General features: G+C 65.6%; 19 protein-coding genes. 11 read left to right on the forward strand and 8 right to left on the reverse strand.

Annotation, left to right across the window (positions count from 1 at the left end; translation table 11 throughout):
* Window positions 1-15 precede the first annotated feature (15 nt).
* Window positions 16-1140: a DUF47 family protein gene (locus GGR90_RS12070; protein WP_167921712.1), complete on the reverse strand. Its 1125-nt coding sequence runs from the start codon at window positions 1138-1140 to the stop codon at window positions 16-18.
* Window positions 1141-1333: 193 nt separating this feature from the next.
* Between GGR90_RS12070 and GGR90_RS12075 the strand changes: the two genes are divergently transcribed.
* Window positions 1334-2872, forward strand: a complete 1539-nt coding sequence (locus GGR90_RS12075) for a flavin-containing monooxygenase (protein WP_245198644.1) — start codon at window positions 1334-1336, stop codon at window positions 2870-2872.
* A gap of 3 nt (window positions 2873-2875) precedes the next feature.
* Here GGR90_RS12075 and GGR90_RS12080 read toward each other — a convergent pair whose 3' ends face one another.
* The 3 genes from GGR90_RS12080 to GGR90_RS12090 all read right to left on the reverse strand — a co-directional run bounded on the left by GGR90_RS12080 (window position 2876) and on the right by GGR90_RS12090 (window position 4999).
* Window positions 2876-3058: a DUF3008 family protein gene (locus tag GGR90_RS12080; RefSeq protein WP_167921713.1), complete on the reverse strand. Its 183-nt coding sequence runs from the start codon at window positions 3056-3058 to the stop codon at window positions 2876-2878.
* A gap of 165 nt (window positions 3059-3223) precedes the next feature.
* Window positions 3224-4159: an SDR family oxidoreductase gene (locus GGR90_RS12085; protein WP_167921714.1), complete on the reverse strand. Its 936-nt coding sequence runs from the start codon at window positions 4157-4159 to the stop codon at window positions 3224-3226.
* 15 nt (window positions 4160-4174) lie between these two features.
* Window positions 4175-4999, reverse strand: a complete 825-nt coding sequence (locus GGR90_RS12090; protein WP_245198646.1) for a DUF4163 domain-containing protein — start codon at window positions 4997-4999, stop codon at window positions 4175-4177.
* Between the two features lie 58 nt (window positions 5000-5057).
* Between GGR90_RS12090 and GGR90_RS12095 the strand changes: the two genes are divergently transcribed.
* From GGR90_RS12095 to argC, 3 genes are all read left to right on the forward strand, one after another.
* Window positions 5058-6461: a leucyl aminopeptidase family protein gene (locus tag GGR90_RS12095; protein WP_167921716.1), complete on the forward strand. Its 1404-nt coding sequence runs from the start codon at window positions 5058-5060 to the stop codon at window positions 6459-6461.
* Between the two features lie 85 nt (window positions 6462-6546).
* On the forward strand, window positions 6547-7491 hold the full coding sequence (locus GGR90_RS12100) for a C40 family peptidase (protein ID WP_342449934.1): 945 nt from the start codon (window positions 6547-6549) through the stop codon (window positions 7489-7491).
* Window positions 7492-7494: 3 nt separating this feature from the next.
* A complete protein-coding gene (gene argC / locus GGR90_RS12105; RefSeq protein WP_167921717.1) occupies window positions 7495-8421 on the forward strand; it encodes an N-acetyl-gamma-glutamyl-phosphate reductase in 927 nt (308 codons plus the stop codon).
* A gap of 3 nt (window positions 8422-8424) precedes the next feature.
* On the opposite strand, the gene GGR90_RS12110 is transcribed toward argC, so the two are convergent.
* Window positions 8425-8640 carry a hypothetical protein gene (locus GGR90_RS12110; RefSeq protein ID WP_209023732.1) on the reverse strand — a complete coding sequence of 72 codons (216 nt, stop codon included), beginning with the start codon at window positions 8638-8640 and terminating at the stop codon, window positions 8425-8427.
* A gap of 170 nt (window positions 8641-8810) precedes the next feature.
* Here GGR90_RS12110 and GGR90_RS12115 point away from each other — a divergent pair, with 170 nt between their 5' ends.
* Window positions 8811-10163 (forward strand): PQQ-dependent sugar dehydrogenase, encoded by a 1353-nt coding sequence (locus GGR90_RS12115; protein WP_167921718.1) that lies wholly within the window; start codon window positions 8811-8813, stop codon window positions 10161-10163.
* A gap of 248 nt (window positions 10164-10411) precedes the next feature.
* Here GGR90_RS12115 and dnaN read toward each other — a convergent pair whose 3' ends face one another.
* Window positions 10412-11527 (reverse strand): DNA polymerase III subunit beta, encoded by a 1116-nt coding sequence (gene dnaN, locus GGR90_RS12120; RefSeq protein WP_167921719.1) that lies wholly within the window; start codon window positions 11525-11527, stop codon window positions 10412-10414.
* A 171-nt stretch (window positions 11528-11698) separates the two neighbouring features.
* Between dnaN and GGR90_RS12125 the strand changes: the two genes are divergently transcribed.
* Window positions 11699-12196: a hypothetical protein gene (locus tag GGR90_RS12125; protein WP_167921720.1), complete on the forward strand. Its 498-nt coding sequence runs from the start codon at window positions 11699-11701 to the stop codon at window positions 12194-12196.
* A gap of 97 nt (window positions 12197-12293) precedes the next feature.
* Here GGR90_RS12125 and GGR90_RS12130 read toward each other — a convergent pair whose 3' ends face one another.
* Entirely contained in the window at window positions 12294-12764 is a 471-nt protein-coding gene (locus tag GGR90_RS12130) for a hypothetical protein (protein WP_167921721.1), read from the reverse strand.
* 115 nt (window positions 12765-12879) lie between these two features.
* Entirely contained in the window at window positions 12880-13761 is an 882-nt protein-coding gene (locus GGR90_RS12135; RefSeq protein WP_167921722.1) for a LysR family transcriptional regulator, read from the reverse strand.
* A gap of 152 nt (window positions 13762-13913) precedes the next feature.
* Here GGR90_RS12135 and GGR90_RS12140 point away from each other — a divergent pair, with 152 nt between their 5' ends.
* From GGR90_RS12140 to GGR90_RS12160, 5 genes are all read left to right on the forward strand, one after another.
* Entirely contained in the window at window positions 13914-14243 is a 330-nt protein-coding gene (locus tag GGR90_RS12140; RefSeq protein ID WP_167921723.1) for a UrcA family protein, read from the forward strand.
* 365 nt (window positions 14244-14608) lie between these two features.
* Window positions 14609-15184, forward strand: a complete 576-nt coding sequence (locus tag GGR90_RS12145; RefSeq protein ID WP_167921724.1) for a GbsR/MarR family transcriptional regulator — start codon at window positions 14609-14611, stop codon at window positions 15182-15184.
* A 10-nt stretch (window positions 15185-15194) separates the two neighbouring features.
* Window positions 15195-15863, forward strand: coding sequence for a DUF4166 domain-containing protein (locus GGR90_RS12150; RefSeq protein ID WP_245198647.1), 669 nt, complete (start codon window positions 15195-15197; stop codon window positions 15861-15863).
* Window positions 15856-16254, forward strand: a complete 399-nt coding sequence (locus tag GGR90_RS12155) for a thiol-disulfide oxidoreductase DCC family protein (protein ID WP_167921725.1) — start codon at window positions 15856-15858, stop codon at window positions 16252-16254. Before GGR90_RS12150 ends, GGR90_RS12155 begins: the two co-directional genes overlap by 8 nt.
* On the forward strand, window positions 16251-17912 hold the full coding sequence (locus tag GGR90_RS12160) for a saccharopine dehydrogenase family protein (RefSeq protein ID WP_209023733.1): 1662 nt from the start codon (window positions 16251-16253) through the stop codon (window positions 17910-17912). The genes GGR90_RS12155 and GGR90_RS12160 overlap by 4 nt, the downstream gene beginning before the upstream one ends.
* Window positions 17913-17987 lie beyond the last annotated feature (75 nt).

Here is a 17987-nt window from a genome sequence, read left to right on the forward strand (position 1 = left end):
ATAATGGTCGCGCGCTTACGCGTGGTCGATGACCAGACCGTCGATTTCGTTCGCGACGTCCTCGAAACTGTCGGTGACGCGTTCGAGATGGCGGAACAGCTCGCGCGCGATCAGGAAGCGCGTCGGGTTCGCTTCGCCATGTTCGCGGAACAGGCGCTTGAGGCCTGCGGCGTGGATATCGTCCGCATGCCCCTCCATCCGCACCAGCCGTTCGGTCAGTTCGTGGAGGCGCGGGCCGTTGGCGCCGATGTTGCGGAGCAGCGGCAGCGCCTCGGCCGTAAGGCGCGCGGCGTCGACGATGATGCCCGCGATGTCGCGCATCTCGGGCTCGAATTCGGTGACGTCGTAAAGGTCGACCGCGCCGGCGGTCTTCTGCATCTCGTCGATCGCATCGTCCATCGAGGCGATCAGGTCGGTGATCGCGCTGCGGTCGAACGGCGTGAGGAAGGTGCGGCGGACGGTCTGAAGCACTTCGCGCGTGATCGCGTCGGCGTCATGTTCGCGCTCGATGATTTCCTGGACATGGTCGGCCATGCCCTCGCCACCCTGCAGCATCCGCGACAAGGCGTTCGCCCCCGCGACGAGCGTGGCGGCGTGGCTTTCGAACAATTCGAAGAAATTTCCCTGTCGCGGCAGCAAACGCTGAAACCATGCGAACATTCGGCTTACCCCTGTCTTGTCACCTATATTCTGCACCACGTCGCGCGGCTGCGCGACCGCGCGGAAGCCGCTGTCGCCGAACGAACGGATCAGCGCCTGCAAATCGGGTTCGTCGACCGCCGATGCGGCATCGCTGAACGAGAACCATTTGCGGTCGCGTTCGTCCATTTCCTTCCAGTCGGCGAGTTCATTGGTCACCGCGAGCGGAAAGACTTCGACATTGTACATGATCGACGCGCCGTTCGCGCGGCGCTTCCTATATTCATAGCTGCCGATCGGCGTCGGGCAGATAGCGCCGATGACGCCCGCTTCTTCTTCCGCCTCGACCGCCGCGGCGGCGTGGCGCGGCATTCCGTTGAGCGGATTGCCCTTCGGCACCACCCAGCGTTTGGTTTCGCGTGATGTGATCAGCAGGATTTCGGTCGGGCCATCCTGCGCGGGGCCGCCGAATCGATAGGGGAGAACCGCGATCTGGCGCATGGGGATCAATCCTTTCCTATCGTTGATGCGGCGCGGTGGCCGAATGATGACAATCGGGTTTCGCCCCTATGACAATAATGTGACAGCCACAAGGGACGGCCGCCTCTGAGCCCATACTTTCAAGGCTGTCAATTCGATTGCAAAATGCAACGCGGTGCGTAAGCTGAACCCAAAGACAGATGGGAGACAGACGATGGCAGGCACGGCGACGATGGAACGCCCCGTGGACGCAAAGGCTGCACCGGTCGATCAGGATGTGCTGATCGTCGGCGCCGGCATTTCGGGTATCGGCATGGCCGTGCATCTCCAGATGAATTGCCCCGACCATAGCTTCACCCTCGTCGAGCGCCGCGAACAGCTTGGCGGCACCTGGGATCTTTTCCGTTATCCGGGCATCCGTTCGGACAGCGACATGCACACGCTCGGTTTCATCTTCGAACCGTGGAAGCATGAAAAGTCGATCGCCGACGGCCCGGCGATCCTCGAATATCTCAATCGCATCGTCGATGAGCGCCATATTCGCGAGCGCATCCGCCTCGACAGCAAGGTCGTCGGCGCCGACTGGGATAGCGCCACGGCGCGCTGGACGGTAACGATGGAGGACAGCAAGGGTGCAACCTCGACGACGACCGCGCGCTGGCTTTATCTCGGCTCGGGCTATTATGACTATGACGAGCCCTTCGACGCCGGGTTCGCGGGACGCGAGGATTTCGAGGGGCAGATCATCCACCCGCAATTCTGGCCCAAGGACCTCGATTATCGGGACAAGAAGATCGTCGTGATCGGATCGGGCGCGACCGCGGTCACGATCGTCCCGTCGATGAAGGAAGCCGCGCACGTCACGATGCTCCAGCGCACGCCGACCTGGTATTTCATCCGCCCCGCCAAGGACGGTTTCGCCAACTTCCTGCGCAAATTCCTGCCCGAAAAGCTCGCTTACAAGATCACGCGGTTCAAGAATGTCCGCCTGCAGGACATCGCGTTCCGCCGGGCGCGTGAGAAGCCCGAGAAGGTCAAGGAATTCCTGACCAACAAGCTGAAGGCGAGCCTTGGCGACCATTATGACGCCGAGGCCTTCACTCCGCCCTACAATCCGTGGGAACAGCGGCTGTGCCTCGTCCCCGACGCCGATTTCTTCGAGGCGATGAAGGCGGGCGAGGCGTCGGTCGTGACAGATCATATCGAGCGGTTCGACGCGAGCGGCATCCAATTGAAGTCGGGCAAGCATCTGGACGCCGACATCATCATCACCGCGACCGGCCTCAAGCTTGCGGTCGCGGGCAAGATTCCGGTGCGCGTCGACGGCGCGCCCGTCGATTGGCACGACCACTTCTATTACAAGGCGTGCATGTTCTCGAACGTCCCGAACTTCTCGGCGGTGTTCGGCTATCTCAACGCGAGCTGGACGCTGCGCGCCGACGTCGTGTCCGAATATGTCTGCCGCGTGCTCAACCATATGAAGGACACCGGGACGACGGTCGCGACCCCCGCGCTCGCCGATCCGGCGAGCCTCGAAGAGGAAAATGTCTTCGACTTCTCGTCGGGCTATATCCAGCGCGGCTTGCACATCATGCCCAAGAGCACGGCCGCGCTGCCATGGCGGCTCAGCCAGAATTATGTGCAGGACCGCGTCGACATGCGTACCGGCGCGATCGCCGACGGCGTGTTGACCTTCAGCAACGCGAAGGCCGCGGCGACGGCAGCGCCGGCGGAGCTTGAAGCCGCCGAGTAATCTCTAATCCGCGTGCTCGGGCTTGCCCTTGGTCGAGCCCTTGGCGAAATCCTCGAGCTCTTTTTCGGTCATGCTGTCTTCCATCTGTTTCGACGCGCCCTTGAGTTTAGACTTGGGTGTATCGCCGCGCTTGGCGCTGAGCGCGGCGCCGGCGGCTTTCTGCTGGGCTTTCGATTTGGCTGGCATGGTCTCTCTCCTTTGCCCCCGCTAGGATCGATCGCCATTTAGTTCCTGGCGAGTCGAAAATGGCGGTTTTCCGTGACCCGGAGCGCAGCGTGCTTCTGCACGTGAGCACCGGAAGCGCGGAAAGTTGCCATTTGCAGGCCGGCAGGGGCTGAATGGCGATCGATCCTAGCCATTAACGATCGTGCCGCCATTGGGATGCAGCACCTGACCCGACATATAGCTGCTGTCGTCGCAGGCGAGGAACAGGAAGCAGGGCGCGACCTCATCGGGTTCGCCCGGCCGCTTCATCGGCGTGCTCTCGCCAAAGGCGGCGACCTTCTCGGCCGGCGCGCCGCCGCGCGGGTTGAGCGGGGTCCAGATCGGTCCGGGCGCGACGCCGTTCACCCGAATGCCCTTCTCGATCAGATTTTCGCTAAGCGAGCGGGTAAAGGCGGTGATCGCGCCCTTGGTGGCGCTGTAATCGAGCAGGCCCTTCGACCCCTGATACATCGTCACGCTGGTGCAATTGACGATCGCCGACCCTTTTTTGAGGTGCGGCAGCGCCGCCTGCACCAGATAGAACATGCCGAAAATATTGGTCGCGAAGGTTCGCTGCAGCTGATCCTCGCCGATGTCGCGAATATCCGCCGCCGGATGCTGCTCGCCGGCGTTGTTGACCAAAATGTCGAGGCGGCCGAGCTTCTCGACCGTCTGTTCGACGATCCTCTCGCCGGCCTTGGGCTTGCCGACGTCGGCCTTGATCGCGATCGCGCGCCGCCCTTCGGCCTCGACGATCGCGGCGGTTTCGACGGCATCGGCCCGGTTCTCGAGATAGACGATCGCGACGTCGGCGCCCTCGCGCGCGAAGAGCGCGCAAACCGCGCGACCGATGCCACTGTCGCCGCCGGTGACGATCGCCACCTTGCCGTCGAGGCGGCCCGACCCCGGATAGCGCGGCTGCCATTTCGGCGCGCGGTCGAGGTCGGCTTCGCGGTCGGACGGCGGCTTGGCGATCGTCTTGCCGCTGCCCACGTCGCGGCGCAGCTTCGCCGCCGCGCTTCGCTTGCCTTTCTTTTCCTTCGCGCTTTCGCCGACCTTTCCGGCTTTGGGCTGCTTCGCCATGCCTTGTCCTTTGGTTCAGTTGATGGGGAGAAAGTCGCGCGCGAACTCGTCCTTCACGACCTTGACGAGCGCGCCGGTCATCGGGAGGTTGATCTTGTAGCTTCCCTCGGCATAGGCGCCGATTTCATAAGGCGCGATCGCGATCGTCAGGCGGTCGAGATAGCGCCCGTCCGATGAGCCGAGCCACAATGTCTGCGCCGACGCCGGCGGGCATTTGGCGAAGACGCTGTCGGGCGCCTCCTCGATCCCCTTTGCCGCCTTCGCGCGCTTGATCCCGGCGCAAAAGGCGTCGCGGACCGCCGCGTCGAACGCCGCGCTGCTCTGAAACAGGTCGAGCGGCTTCATCCGCTTGCGCCGGTTGCGGTCCCAGATCAGCGTGTCAAAGGTCTGCATGCCGTGCGCACCGCCCGAATAGGTTCCGATTTCCGCCGACAGGCTGAGGAAGCGTGGGGTGCTGGTGACACGCTGCCAGGTCTGGAGATGGCTATGCTTGCGATAGGGGAAGCCATCCTTTTCCGCCGCGTCCTTGTCGCGCTGGGCCGCCGCGACCAGCGCCTCGCGTTTCGTCGCCCGGTCCTCGTCGAGCGCCTTCGCCAGCTCGGGGATCCGCGCGGCGTCGGCGGGATAGGCATAAGCGAACTCGATGAGGTCGGTGTTTTCGCTGACGTCCGACGCCGCCGCGCCCTTCGCGGCTTCGTCGGCGGCGGCCTGCGGCGGCGCGCCGGGCACCGATGCCGCGGCGACCTTTTCGGCCTTCGTCGGCCCGTCTTCGGAACAGCCCGCCAGCAACAGCGCGCCGGCAAGGATCGGAATGGCGTTTCGCCGGGATATGAAGATCATCATGCGGACATAACGCGAGGAATCGACAAAGTTTCCCGGCGGGCCTAGCACGGCTCGCATGACCGACTATTCCGACCTGATCCAGCCCGACAAGGGACAGGACGCCCGCCCCATCCATCTCGTCGACAAAAAGGGCTATGACGAGTGGCTGAAGGGCCGCAGCGCACGCGAGCGCGCGCATCTGGCGGCGGTCGGTTTCAAGCCCGATGCCTTCGTCCACGCGATCCTGCCGGGGGACGATCCCGAAAAATGGTCCGTCGTCACCACCGTCGCCGATGCCGCGAGCCTGTCGGCCTGGTGCCTCGCCAAGCTGGGGCAGATCTTGCCCGAGGGTCGCTACCGGCTCGAAGACCGGCAGCCCGGCAAGGCGCTGTTCGGATGGATGAGCGCGCAATATCGCTTCGACACCTATAAATCCAATGCACCCACCAAGGGATCCCGCGTCCTGCTGACGACCGACGTGGGGGCGATCGCGCCGATGGTCGCGGAGATGCGCGCGGTCGCGCTCGTCCGCGACCTCGTCAACACGCCCGCCGCCGACATGGGGCCCGCCGCGATCGAGAAAGCGGCCGGGCGCATCGCCAAGGCGCACGGCGGCAAGCTGACCGTCACCAAGGGCGAGGCGCTCGAACAGGGTTATCCGATGATCCATGCGGTCGGCCGCGCCGCCGCCAAGCATCATGCGCCGCGGCTGATCGAAATCGAATGGGGTAAGGAGGATCATCCGCGGATCGCGCTCGTCGGCAAGGGGATCAGCTTCGACAGCGGCGGGCTCGACATCAAGCCCGCCGCCGGGATGCGGTTGATGAAGAAGGATATGGGGGGCGCGGCGCATGTGCTCGCGCTCGCCGAGCTGGTGATGGCGAGCGGGCTGCCGGTGCGGCTCCACTGTCTGGTCGCGGCGGCCGAAAATGCCATCTCGTCCGACGCCTTCCGTCCCGGCGATGTGCTGAAGAGCCGCAAAGGTTTGACGGTCGAGATCGGCAACACCGATGCCGAAGGCCGGCTCGTGCTCGGCGACGCGCTGACGAAGGCGGGCGAAGCCAAGCCCGAGCTGATCGTCGACTTCGCGACGCTGACCGGCGCCGCACGCGTCGCGCTCGGCCCCGACCTGCCGCCGCTGTTCGCCAATGACGACGGTCTCGCCGAAGCGATGCTCGCGGGCGGGACCGAACGCGACGATCCCTTGTGGCGCATGCCGCTGTGGGACGGTTACGCCGACCTGCTCGAAACCGACATCGCCGACCTCGGCAATGCCGGCAGTTCGCCCTTCGCCGGGACGATCACGGCGGCGCTGTTCCTGAAACGCTTCGTCCCCGAAGGCACGGCCTGGGCGCATCTCGACACCTTCGCCTGGCGCCCGTCGGCCAAGCCCGGCCGGCCCAAGGGCGGTGCGGCGCTGGGACTGCGCGCGGCGTGGGCGATGCTTCAGGCGCGCTACGACCGCCGCGCGAAAGGCTGAACATTCTTGATAAAGGCGGCCCTGCTGGTCTAATGGCCCGCGATTGTCCGCGCCCGGCGGACCTCGGGCTTCAACAGGACGGCAAGTGACAGCAGACAGCGGTGAAAATTCAGCGGCCAATCGGGTGCGCATGGGGCGCCCCGGCGCCGCCGGCGCGGGCCGCGACCGGTTCGGTCTGACCGGAAGCTCGCAGGCCTTCGATCCGCGCGTCGTCGCGATCCGCCCCGACCTCGCCGATATCGCCGTGGCCGGCACGCACTTCGCGCCGCATTATGCCGCGCCGATGATGCGCAGCGGCGTGCTGCCCGCCGCGGCGCTGCGCGCATCCCCGTCTCTCGATGCCGGCCAGACGAGCGAATTGCTGTTCGGCGAAGGCTTTGCCCTGCTCGACCTCACCGGCGGCTGGGCCTGGGGTTATTGTCTCGCCGACCATTATGTCGGCTATCTCGCCGCCGAAGCCCTTGCCGCGCCGATCGCGCCGACGCACCGCGTCGAAATGATCGAAGCGATGCTCCACAGCGCCCCCGATGCCGCGAGCGGCGGCCCCGGCGTCCTGCCGCGCGGCGCTCTGGTGATGGGCGAAGTCGAGGGTGAATGGCTGGCGACCTCGCACGGCTATCTGCCGCTCGCCGCGCTCGCCGACGTGGCGACCGACGACGAGAACCCCGCCGAACTCGCCGAGCAGATGATCGGCGCGCCCTATCTTTGGGGCGGACGCACGGCCAAGGGAATCGATTGCTCGGGCCTCGTCCAGCTCGTGTGGGGCGCGGCGGGGGTGCAGTTGCCACGCGACAGCGACCTTCAGTTGGCCGCGCTCGGCGCCGACAAGGACGTCGATCCGGCCGCGCTCGCGCGCGGCGATCTCGTCTTCTTTCCCGGCCATGTCGGCATCATGGCCGACGATAAAAACATCATCCATGCCAGCCGACGATGGATGGCGGTGAAGGCCGAGCCGCTGGCCGACGTCATCGCGCGTTCGGCCGCCAAGGACCATGATCCGCCGGTGAGCGGATATAAAAGACTGCGATAACATATGACACAGACGGTTTTCATCGACGGCGCGGCGGGAACGACGGGCCTCGAAATCGCCGAGCGCCTCGCCGGACGGAGCGAATTTTCGCTGATCACGCTGGACGAAGCGCGCCGCAAGGATGCCGGAGCACGGCGCGAGGCATTAAACGATGCCGATTTCGTCATCCTCTGCCTGCCCGACGACGCGGCGCGCGACGCGGTGGCGATGATCGACAATGATCGCACGCGCGTGATCGACGCGTCGACCGCACATCGCGTCGCGCCGGGCTGGGTCTATGGCATTCCCGAAGTCAGCGGCCATGATGCCGTGGCCGCCGCCACGCGCGTGTCGAACCCCGGCTGCTATTCGACCGGCTTTATCGCGCTCGTCGCACCGCTGGTGCGCGCGGGCCTGCTTCCCGCCGACTGGCCCTATATCTGCCACGCGGTCAGCGGCTATTCGGGCGGCGGCAAGGCGTTGATCGAACGGTTCGAGCAGAATGCCGACATCGCATGGCGCGGCTATGCGCTGACGCTCGGCCACAAGCATGTGCCCGAAATGCAGGCGCGGTGCGGCCTGTCGATCGGCCCGCTTTTCTCGCCCGCCGTGATCCCGGCGCACCGCGGCATGATCGTCGAGGTGCCGTTGCCGCTGAACGCGATGCCGACCGCCGCTTCGCCCGACGCTCTGCGCGCTGCGCTCACCGACTTCTACGGCGCGAGCCCGATCGTCGTCATGGGCGCGGCGCCCGAAGGCGGCGAAATGCTGCTCCGCGCGAGCGATGCGGGGGATGACCGCCTCGAATTGTTCGTCTTTGCCAATGAAGACGCCAGCCAGGCGCGCCTCGTCGCGCGGCTCGACAATCTGGGCAAGGGCGCCAGCGGCGCCTGCGTCCAGAATCTCAACATCATGGCGGGGCTGCCCGAGACCGCGGGCCTGCGGCTGTAAGGCCTAGTGCACCGTGTCGAGGACATCCTCGACCGACAAATAGGTGATCAGCCGCTCGATCTGGCGCCAGCGCGCGAAATGAAGGTGATTGCCGAGCGCGCGATATTGCTCGGCGCGCGCGGCCGCCGCGAACCCGGCTTCCTCGCCATGCAGCGTGATCAGCGCATGGGCATCCTCGACCGCGGCGCGATCGGCAAGAAAGGGGGCTGGCAGGTGCATCGGGTTCCCGGTCCTTCACTTCGAACCTCCTCCTATCTTTCACGCCTCACCGCCCCGTTCCCAACCGTAATGAACGCGTGGGTAAGGTTAATCGCAAAGCCCCGCCGGTTAACCCTTCGCCGGCTCTCGCAACCCTTTGACGCCGCGCGCCGCGCGTGTAGACAGGCGGTATGCGCAAAATCCTGAAATATGCCGCCCTCGCCCTGCTGGTCCTGCTGATCGCCGGCGGCATCACGCTCTACATCATGTCGCGCCCCGACGTGGCGCGCTTCTCGACCGCCGAACTCAGCGGCCGGGTGCCGGTGATGGCGTCGCAGCGCACCGAGACATTTCCGACGGTGAATGTGCCCGAGGCGACGAGCTGGCCCGCGGGTCAGGCGCCGCGCGCCGCGCAGGGGCTGGCCGTTCAGCGCTTTGCCGAAGGGCTCGACCATCCGCGCACCCTGTTCGTGCTGCCCAACGGCGATGTGCTCGCCGCCGAATCGCAGAGCCCGCCGCGCAAGGACGGCGGCGTGCAGGGCGCGGTGATGAAGAGCCTGATGGGCAAGGGCGGCGCGGGACGCCGTCCGTCGGCGAACCGGATCACCCTGCTCCGCGACGCCGACGGCGACGGCAAGGCCGAGGTGAAGAGCGCCTATATCACCGGCCTCAACTCGCCCTATGGCATGGCGTTGGTCGGCGACACGCTCTATGTCGCGAACACCGATGCGCTGCTCGCCTTTCCCTATGTCGCGGGCGAGACGAAAATGAGCGGCAAGCCCACGAAGGTCGTCGACCTGCCCGCGAAAGGCACCAACCGCCACTGGACCAAGAGCCTCGTCGCCGCGCCCAACGGCTGGCTCTATGTCGGCGTCGGCGCCGATTCGAACATCGGCGAGGCGGGCATGAACCGCGAGTTCCGCCGCGCCAGCGTGCTCGAGGTGCGGCCCGAGAATGGATATATGCGCACCTTCGCCGCGGGCATCCGCAACCCCGTCGGCCTCGCTTTCTACCCCGGCAGCGACCGGCTGTGGACGGTCGTCAACGAACGCGACATGCTCGGCAGCGACCTGGTGCCCGACTATCTGACCGACCTCGACGAGGGTGATTTCTATGGCTGGCCCTGGTATTATTGGGGCGGCTTCATCGACCCGCGCGTCGCGCCCGAGGCCGAGGATCGCCGCCAATATGTGAAGCGCCCCGAATATGGCCTCGGCGCCCATACCGCGCCGCTTGGCATGACCTTCACCGACGGCCTCGACCTCGGCGAACGCTGGGCGAACGGCGCACTGATCGCGCGCCACGGGTCGTGGAACCGCGATCCCGTGACGGGCTATGACGTCGTGTTCGTGAAGTTCGGCGCCAATGGCAAGCCCGCCCGCGCGCTGCCCATCACCTTGCTCGATCAGTTCCTCGGCAAGGACGGCAAGACCACCCGCGGCCGCCCAGCCGACGTCAAGGTCGCGAAGGACGGCAGCGCGCTCGTCGCCGACGACACCGGCGGGGTGATCTGGCGGGTCGCGAAGGCGAAACAGCCCGAGTAATGCTACCGCTTTCTGACAAAACTTTCTATGCGGCCGCTTTTGTTTGGTTCCTGCTGCTCACACTCACACCGCGCGGAGTGATCCTTGTTATGAGCCTTGGACAGGCGCGTATAAGCGACACAGGCGAGAGAAATCTGCGTTGGCTCTGCGGCTTTTTTGCGGTGGTCGCCCTCGGAAACCTTGCGTGGATATTTATCCGCTAGAGTGTTTGCAAAATATACGCCTTTTCCTTCAACCGGAGCGGGTCGTTACACCCGCATCGGCATCAGCACATAGAGCGCCGGGCTCTTCTCGCTTTCGCGGATCAGCGTCGGCGCGTTGGCGTCGGCGAGGTGGAGTTCGACGCTGTCGCCGTCGACCTGCCCCAAAATGTCGCTGAGATAACGCGCGTTGAAGCCGATCTCCATCGCGTCGCTGTCATAACCCGCGGCAAGTTCTTCGGCGGCGGTGCCGTTTTCGGGGCTGGTAACGCTGAGCGTGATCCGGTCCTTGTCGAGCCCGACCTTGACCGCGCGCGTCTTTTCGCTCGCGATCGTCGACACGCGGTCGACGCCCTGGAACAGACTCTTCGGATCGACCTTCAAAAGCTTGTCGTTCGCGGTCGGGATCACGCGGCTGTAATCGGGGAAGGTGCCGTCGATCAGCTTCGAGGTGAGCACCGCATGGCCGAGCTGGAAACGGATCTTGCTGGCCGAGAGGCTGATTTCGACATTGCCCTCGGCCTCGTCGAGCAGCTTGCGGATCTCGCCGACGCATTTGCGCGGCACGATGACGTCGGGCATCGACGCGGCGCCGTCGGGGCGCGTGACGGTGTAGCGCGCGAGGCGGTGGCCGTCGGTGGCGGCGGCCTTCAGCACCGGACCCGTCGCATCCTCGGCGACGTGGAAGAAGATGCCGTTGAGGTAATAGCGCGTTTCCTCGGTCGAGATGGCGAAGCGCGTCTTGTCGATGATCTGGATGAGCTCGGCGACGGGCAGTTCGAAATTGGTCGGCAGCTCGCCCTCGGCGATCACCGGGAAATCGTCGCGCGGCAGCGTCGGCAGGTTGAAGTTCGAGCGGCCCGCCTTGACCTGCATCTTGCCTTCGGCGGCGGCGAGGCTGACCTCCGACCCTTCGGGCAGCTTGCGCGCGATTTCGAAGAGCGTGTGCGCCGACACCGTCGTCGTGCCCGGCGTTTCGACCTTGGCCGCGATCGTTTCGACGACCTGCAGGTCGAGGTCGGTCGCCATCAATTTAAGCTGGCCCGACGCGTCTGCTTCGATCAGGACGTTCGAGAGGATCGGGATCGTGTTGCGCCGTTCGACCACCGACTGGACGTGGCCGAGGCTTTTCAACAACACTGCGCGTTCGATCGTCGCTTTCATTCTAAATCGCCATCCTGCGTGTTTTCTCGGGAAAAGTCCCTGAGGGACAGAGCATCGGAGGCGATTCGCGCCCCGATTCTGGCCCCTGAAAATGTCCACCTTCCTTAACGCACGCGTCGGCGGGTGCAAGCCATGCTTGCAAAGCACCGCCAATCGCGCGAACGAGACGCGATGCGGCGGTGGGGCTTCCTTTTCCTGATGGCAATGGCAGTGCCCGCGGCGGCGCTCGCCGCGCCGCCCGTCGCGCTCGGCATTTTCGACGGCTGGGGCGCGTTTCGCGATCCCGCCACGCCGCGCTGCTATGCCCTCGCCGCGCCCGCCGCGACGATCGGCACGCCGCGGGTCAAGGCCTATGCGAGCGTCGGCTACTGGCCTAAGTCCCGCATCCGCGGCCAATTCTATGTCCGCCTGTCGAAAGCGCGCGCGCCCGATCGCGAGCTGCGCCTGACGATCGGCAGCCGCCGCTTCATCCTGACCGGCAACGGCGCGCACGGCTGGGCGAGCGATCCGCGTATGGACGCCGCGATCGTCGCCGCGATGCGATCGGCGCCGAGCATGAGCGTCGAGAGCGGCACGCCCGACGGCCGGGCGATCGCCGATACCTATCGATTGCGCGGCGCCGCGACCGCGATCGACGCGGCGGCGCTGGGGTGCGCGCGGCTACGCTGACGCCGTTCGCGGAAAAGTGACCGATTTCCGCGCAACTTCACTCTGAATTTGCTGTGCGGACGGAAAAGGCCGACCACGGCATTTCCGGGACATCGCCTCAGCCGCGCATCCCGGCCTGCATCCAAGCCAGCACGAAGGATATGAATGAGAGCATCACCAGAATAACCGCCAGGATACGGGCCTTGCGGCCCTTGACTGGGCGTTTGAGCCCAAGGCGCAGCTCGCGTCGCCGCCAGGTAATCACGGCAAGCGTAAGAAGCGGAAGGTTGATGAACACCCACAGAAACGAAATCTGGGCACCCCATGACGTCGTAAAAAGGGAAAGAATCCCCATGCCTATGAACACCGCCGGTATAGCAATATAACCGGCGGTCTTGATGCGAAGTCTCAGATCGTCCTCGGCCCATTCGGCTTCAAGCGCCTGCTGCTCGGTTTCCTCCGCTGGCCCCCAATCTTCTTCAGGCGTATAAAGCCATTCCTCGAAAACATTATCGCCGATCCGCTCGCGCGCCTTCAGCGGTCCATCAAATGGCGCAGCAGCATTGCCGAAATCCTGCGGTCCTTTCAAATGCCACCCCCTCCCGGTCAATCATTGGCAACTAGGGCATCGCCACATCATTCGGTCAATTTGAACCACGCGCCAGCATAATAGGAAAGCCGTTTTTCGATAGGATCAAACCCGCCTATTCCCGCCCCAGCTTCGCAAGTTCGGCGGCGAGAAAATCGAGGACCAGCCGCACGCGCGGGACATGACGCAGCCGTTCGTGGGTCAGCAGCCATAACCCCGTGGTATCCTCGCTTTTTGGCGGGATGCAGCGGATCAGATCGGCTTCGCGGTCGGCGAGGAAGGCGGGCAGGATCGTCAGGCCCATGCCCGAACGCACCCCCGCAAGCAGCCCCGAACCGCTGTCATATTGCATGACCACCGACTCTTCGAGCCGATATTGCCGGAGCCACGCCTGATAGGGTTCCCATACGCCGCCGCCGCCGCCGATGAAAGGATGAGCGGCAAGTTCGTCGCGCGTGTGCGGGATGCCGTGACGGTCGGCATAGTCGCGGCTGCAATAGAGCGTCCACGGATTGTCGGCGACGCGGCGGCCGACGAGGCCCGCGCCCATCGGCTGCTTGCTGCTGCGGATCGCGATGTCCGCCGCGCCGGCGGCAAGGTCACGCGGCTCGTCCGACGTGTCGAGATGGATATGGATACTCGGGTGCGCCGCGCGCAGGTCGCGGAGGATCGGCGGCAGGATCGTCACCGCGAAGATTTCCATTGTCGTCAGGCTGACCGCCCCGCCCGCGTCGCGCGACCGCGCCCCCGCCGCTTCGCCAAAGCGGTTCGCGGCATCGCGGACCGCCATCGCGCTCGCCAGCATCGCTTCGCCCACCGGGGTCAGCGCGTAACCCGCCTGCCGCCGCTCGAACAGGTTGAGGCTTGTCGCCGCTTCGAGCGCGGCGATGCGCCGGGCCACGGTCGTCTGGCTGACGCGCAGCGCCTGCGCGGCGGACAGGGTGCTGCCCGTTTCGGCCACCGCCAGAAAGGCCTTGAGGTCGTTCCAATCATACATGACGCCTTGTGCGTCATAATCGTCCCCGCCTCATTCTGCAATTTTGCAGAATGCCCCGGCAAACTCGTTGCTCCTGTCACGCCGCGCAATCGCCTATTTTCATCTGACCGGCTTCCTCCCCTCCTCCCCGAGCCGGACGATGGAGATACAAGATGCAAAAGCTTCTGATCCTCGCCGCCCTCGCTGCCGTATCGACCGGCCAGCCTTCATCGGCGCAAACCGCATCCGCGAACCCCAGCGTCGCGGTGGCGCACCGCGACCTCGACCTCAGCACCGAGGCGGGCGCCAAGAGGCTCGACCGCCGGATCTGGCGCGCCGTGGTGACGGTGTGCGGCAGCGCGCCCGACTATGACCTCGCAGGAAAGAATGACGTGCGTGAATGCCGCCGCGACACGCGGCGCGTCGCTTCCGCGCAGGCCGATCTGGCGATCGCCGGCGCCTCACGCGACCGGAATATCCAGGTCAGCTCGATCGGCAAATAGTCAGCGGGCCCCTTGTTGCAGGGCTCGTAAGAGCCGGCGCGGCGATCAGGGCACGGTCGCCGCTCCGGCGTGCTGCCCGGTTCAGCGCCGTCGCCCAAGCCATGCCCTCCACGCGGAAGCCATGGCCGCTTTGGGGTGGTGAGCTGTCATAGCCCTCTCCCCTTCAGGGGAGAGGGTTGGGAGAGGGGGCCGAAGCGGTTCATGCCCCTCTCAACTGCGGCTAGCCGGACAAGCCGGCAAGCCTTCGTATCTCTCCCCTGAAGGGGAGAGAGCAATCGCGCTTCGGCCGCAACCGGTCGTTTGCCGACACCCCCGACCCGCACAAATCACTTGACTTAAAATCCTTTCCGTCCGATATTTCTGTTATGACAGAAATTGAAGAACACCCATCCAAACTGTCGCCCGCGGCGACCGAGTTCATTCTCCACTGGGGCAATCTCGGCGGGCAATGGGGTGTCAACCGCTCGGTGGCGCAGATTCATGCGCTGCTCTTCATTTCCGACCGTCCGCTCCATGCCGAGGAGATTGCAGAGATGCTCGGTCTCGCACGCTCGAACGTCTCTAATTCGATCAAGGAACTCATCGGCTGGCGGCTGATCGAGCGCGTCCCGCTGCTCGGCGACCGGCGCGACCATTTCAGCGCCGAGAAGGACATATGGGAGATGGTCACCCGCATCGCCGCGGGGCGCAAGGCGCGCGAGGTCGATCCCGCCGAGGCGGCGCTCAAGGCGTGCGTCGCGCGCGCCGCGCACGACCCGCAGCTCAGCGGCGATGCCAAGGCGCGCCTCGCCGACATGCTCGATTTCGTAACGACGATGAGCCGCTGGCACGACCAGATGCTGGAGGTGCCCAAACCGGCGCTGATGCGCCTGATCAAATTGGGCGCGGGCGTGACGAAGCTGATCAACTGGCGCCCGGGCAAGGGCAAGGACGCCGGATAGGAGGCAGACGATGCGGGGCACAGCGAAAAGACCCGTCGAAGCGCAAGCGCCTGCCATGCGGGACGAGGACGATGCGCTCCACGATTATCGCTTCCGCCGCCTCGTCCCGCGCGCGGCATGGGACGCGCTCCCCGAGGATATCCGACGCCGTTTCAGCAAGCGTCTGACGGGCGCCGCGGCCGCGACCTACAGCGGCGAGATCGTCTGGACGCGCCTCTCCGCTGCCGGCTGGCTGCTCGCGCAGTTCTGTCGCGCGATCGGCGCGCCGCTTCCCCTCGCACCGAGCGGCCCCGCCCCCGCCGCGGTCGCGGTGAGCGAGGACAGGGCAAGCGGCGGCCAATGCTGGTCGCGCCTCTATGGCCGCGCGAGCGGGCATCCGCAGGTGATCCACAGCGCCAAAATCTTCAACGGCCCGACGGGACTCGAGGAGCATATCGGCGGCGGTTTCGGCATGGCGTTGACCGTGCGTGCGGAGGCCGACGCGCTGATCTTCACCTCCGACCATTATTTCTGGCAGTTCGGCCGCGTTCGCCTGCGCCTTTCACGTGGGTTGACGCCGGGGGCCACGGTTGTGACGCACCAGCATCTGGGCGCCGGCCGCTTCGCCTTCGATCTCAGGGTCACCCACCCGCGCTTGGGTGAACTCGTCAATCAGCACGCCTTGTTTCGCGATGGCTGACGATCCGGTCATCCTGTTCGACGCCGAATGCGTCCTCTGCTCGGCGAACGCCCGCTTCATCTTGCGCCACGACACGGCGGCGTATTTCCGGCTCGCCTCGATCCAGAGCGTCGCCGGCGCCGCGATCTGCCGCCGCCACGGTGTCGATCCCGAGGACCCGACGACGCTGCTTCTCGTCGAAGGCGCACGGGTACGGCGCGACAGCGATGCCATCCTCGCCATCTATCAGGGGCTCGGCTTTCCATGGGCGCTCGCCGGCGTCTTCCGCCTGATCCCCGCCGCGCTGCGCGACCCCGTCTATCGCTGGATCGCGCGCAACCGATACCGCTTCTTCGGCAAGCGCCAGAGCTGCTGGGTCGCCCCGCCCGAATATAGGGACCGCATATTATGACGATGAGGATATTGATACTCGGCGGCTATGGCGTTTTCGGCGGACGGCTTGCCGAATTGCTGGCCGATCGCCCCGACCTCGAACTGCTGATCTGCGGCCGCGACCTCGCCCGTGCCGAGGCCTTCTGCACCCGCTACCAAGGGGAGGCCCGCGCGTTTCCCGGCGCCCTTAACCGGCGCGACATCGCCGATGCCCTGCAACGCTTCACACCCGGTCTCGTCGTCGACGCTTCGGGCCCATTCCAGGACTATGGCACCGATCGCTACCATGTCGTGGATGCCTGCATAGCGGCGGGCGTCGATTATCTCGACTTCGCCGATGGTGCCGATTTCGTGTTCGGCATCGATCGCTTCGACGCCGCCGCCAAGGCGGCGGGCATCTTCGTCCTTTCGGGAGTCAGCAGTTTCCCCGCGCTGACGGGCGCGGTCCTGCGCGAAATGGCGCGGACGATGGATATTCGCAGCGTCGAGGGCGGCATCGCGCCATCGCCCTTCGCCGGCATCGGCCTTAACGTCATGCGCGCGGTCGTCGGTTATGCTGGCGCGCCGGTGAAGCTGCGTCGCGGGGGAAAGGATTCGTATGGCGTCGGGCTCGCCGAAAGCATGCGCTTCACCGTAGCGGTGCCAGGCCGTTTGCCACTGCGCAATATTCACTTCTCGCTCGTCGATGTCCCCGACCTCCAGCTATTGCCGCGCGCCTATCCGGCGATGAACGATATCTGGATGGGCGCGGGGCCGGTGCCGGAGATTTTGCACCGCATTCTCAACCTGCTCGCCCAGGTGCGCTGGCGTCTTGACCTGCCCTCGTTCGAGCCTTTTTCACGCCTCTTCTACGCCGTACTCAACCGGATGCGCTTCGGCGAGCATCGCGGCGGCATGTTCGTTCGCGCCCGCGGCGTCGCCGAAGGCCGGACGGTCGAGCGCAGTTGGCATCTTTTGGCCGAGGGCGATGACGGCCCCTATATTCCGTCGATGGCAGCCGAGGCGATCATCCGCAAATCGCTCGCCGGCCACCGTCCCCCCGCCGGCGCCCGGTCGAGCGTCGATGCGCTAACGCTGGCGGACTATGATGCGCTGTTCGATGGCCGCTCGATCCACACCGGCTTTCGCAGCGAAGAGCCCGACGCGCCGCTCTATCGCCTGATTCTCGGCTCGGCCTTCGACACGCTACCGCCGCGGCTGAAGGAGCTTCACGGTGGCAAGGCCGCGCGCCGGTGGCAGGGCCATGCCGAAGTCCGCCGCGGCACGAGCCTGCTCGCGCGGATCGCGGCCGCGACGATGCGCTTTCCGAAAGCGGCCCAGCGCGCACCCCTCACCGTCGCGTTCGACCCCGAAGGCGGCGGCGAACGCTGGACCCGCGATTTCGCCGGCAAGCGTTTCTCGTCGCACCAATCGCGCGGCGCCGGCCGGAACGAATATCTGCTGGTCGAACGGTTCGGGGTGCTGTCGTTTGCGATGGCGCTGGTCGTCGAGCGGGACCGGCTCCATCTGATCCCGCGGCGCTGGTCGGCTTTCGGCCTTCCGATGCCGCGCTGGCTGATGCCCTATGGGGCGAGCTTCGAAACCGAGGCCGGCGGCCGGTTTCATTTCGATGTCGAAATCACCACGCCGCTCACCGGGTTGATCGTCGCCTATCGCGGATCGCTCGAACCGGCGTGACGCGCACTTAATTCCTTGCCCGCCCCTTGCCGATCCTTACATACAGGCGCACGATAATTTCCTTAAACGCAATGA

Origin of the sequence: Sphingopyxis italica, assembly GCF_011926545.1 — a bacterium.
GTDB classification, from domain to species: domain Bacteria; phylum Pseudomonadota; class Alphaproteobacteria; order Sphingomonadales; family Sphingomonadaceae; genus Sphingopyxis; species Sphingopyxis italica.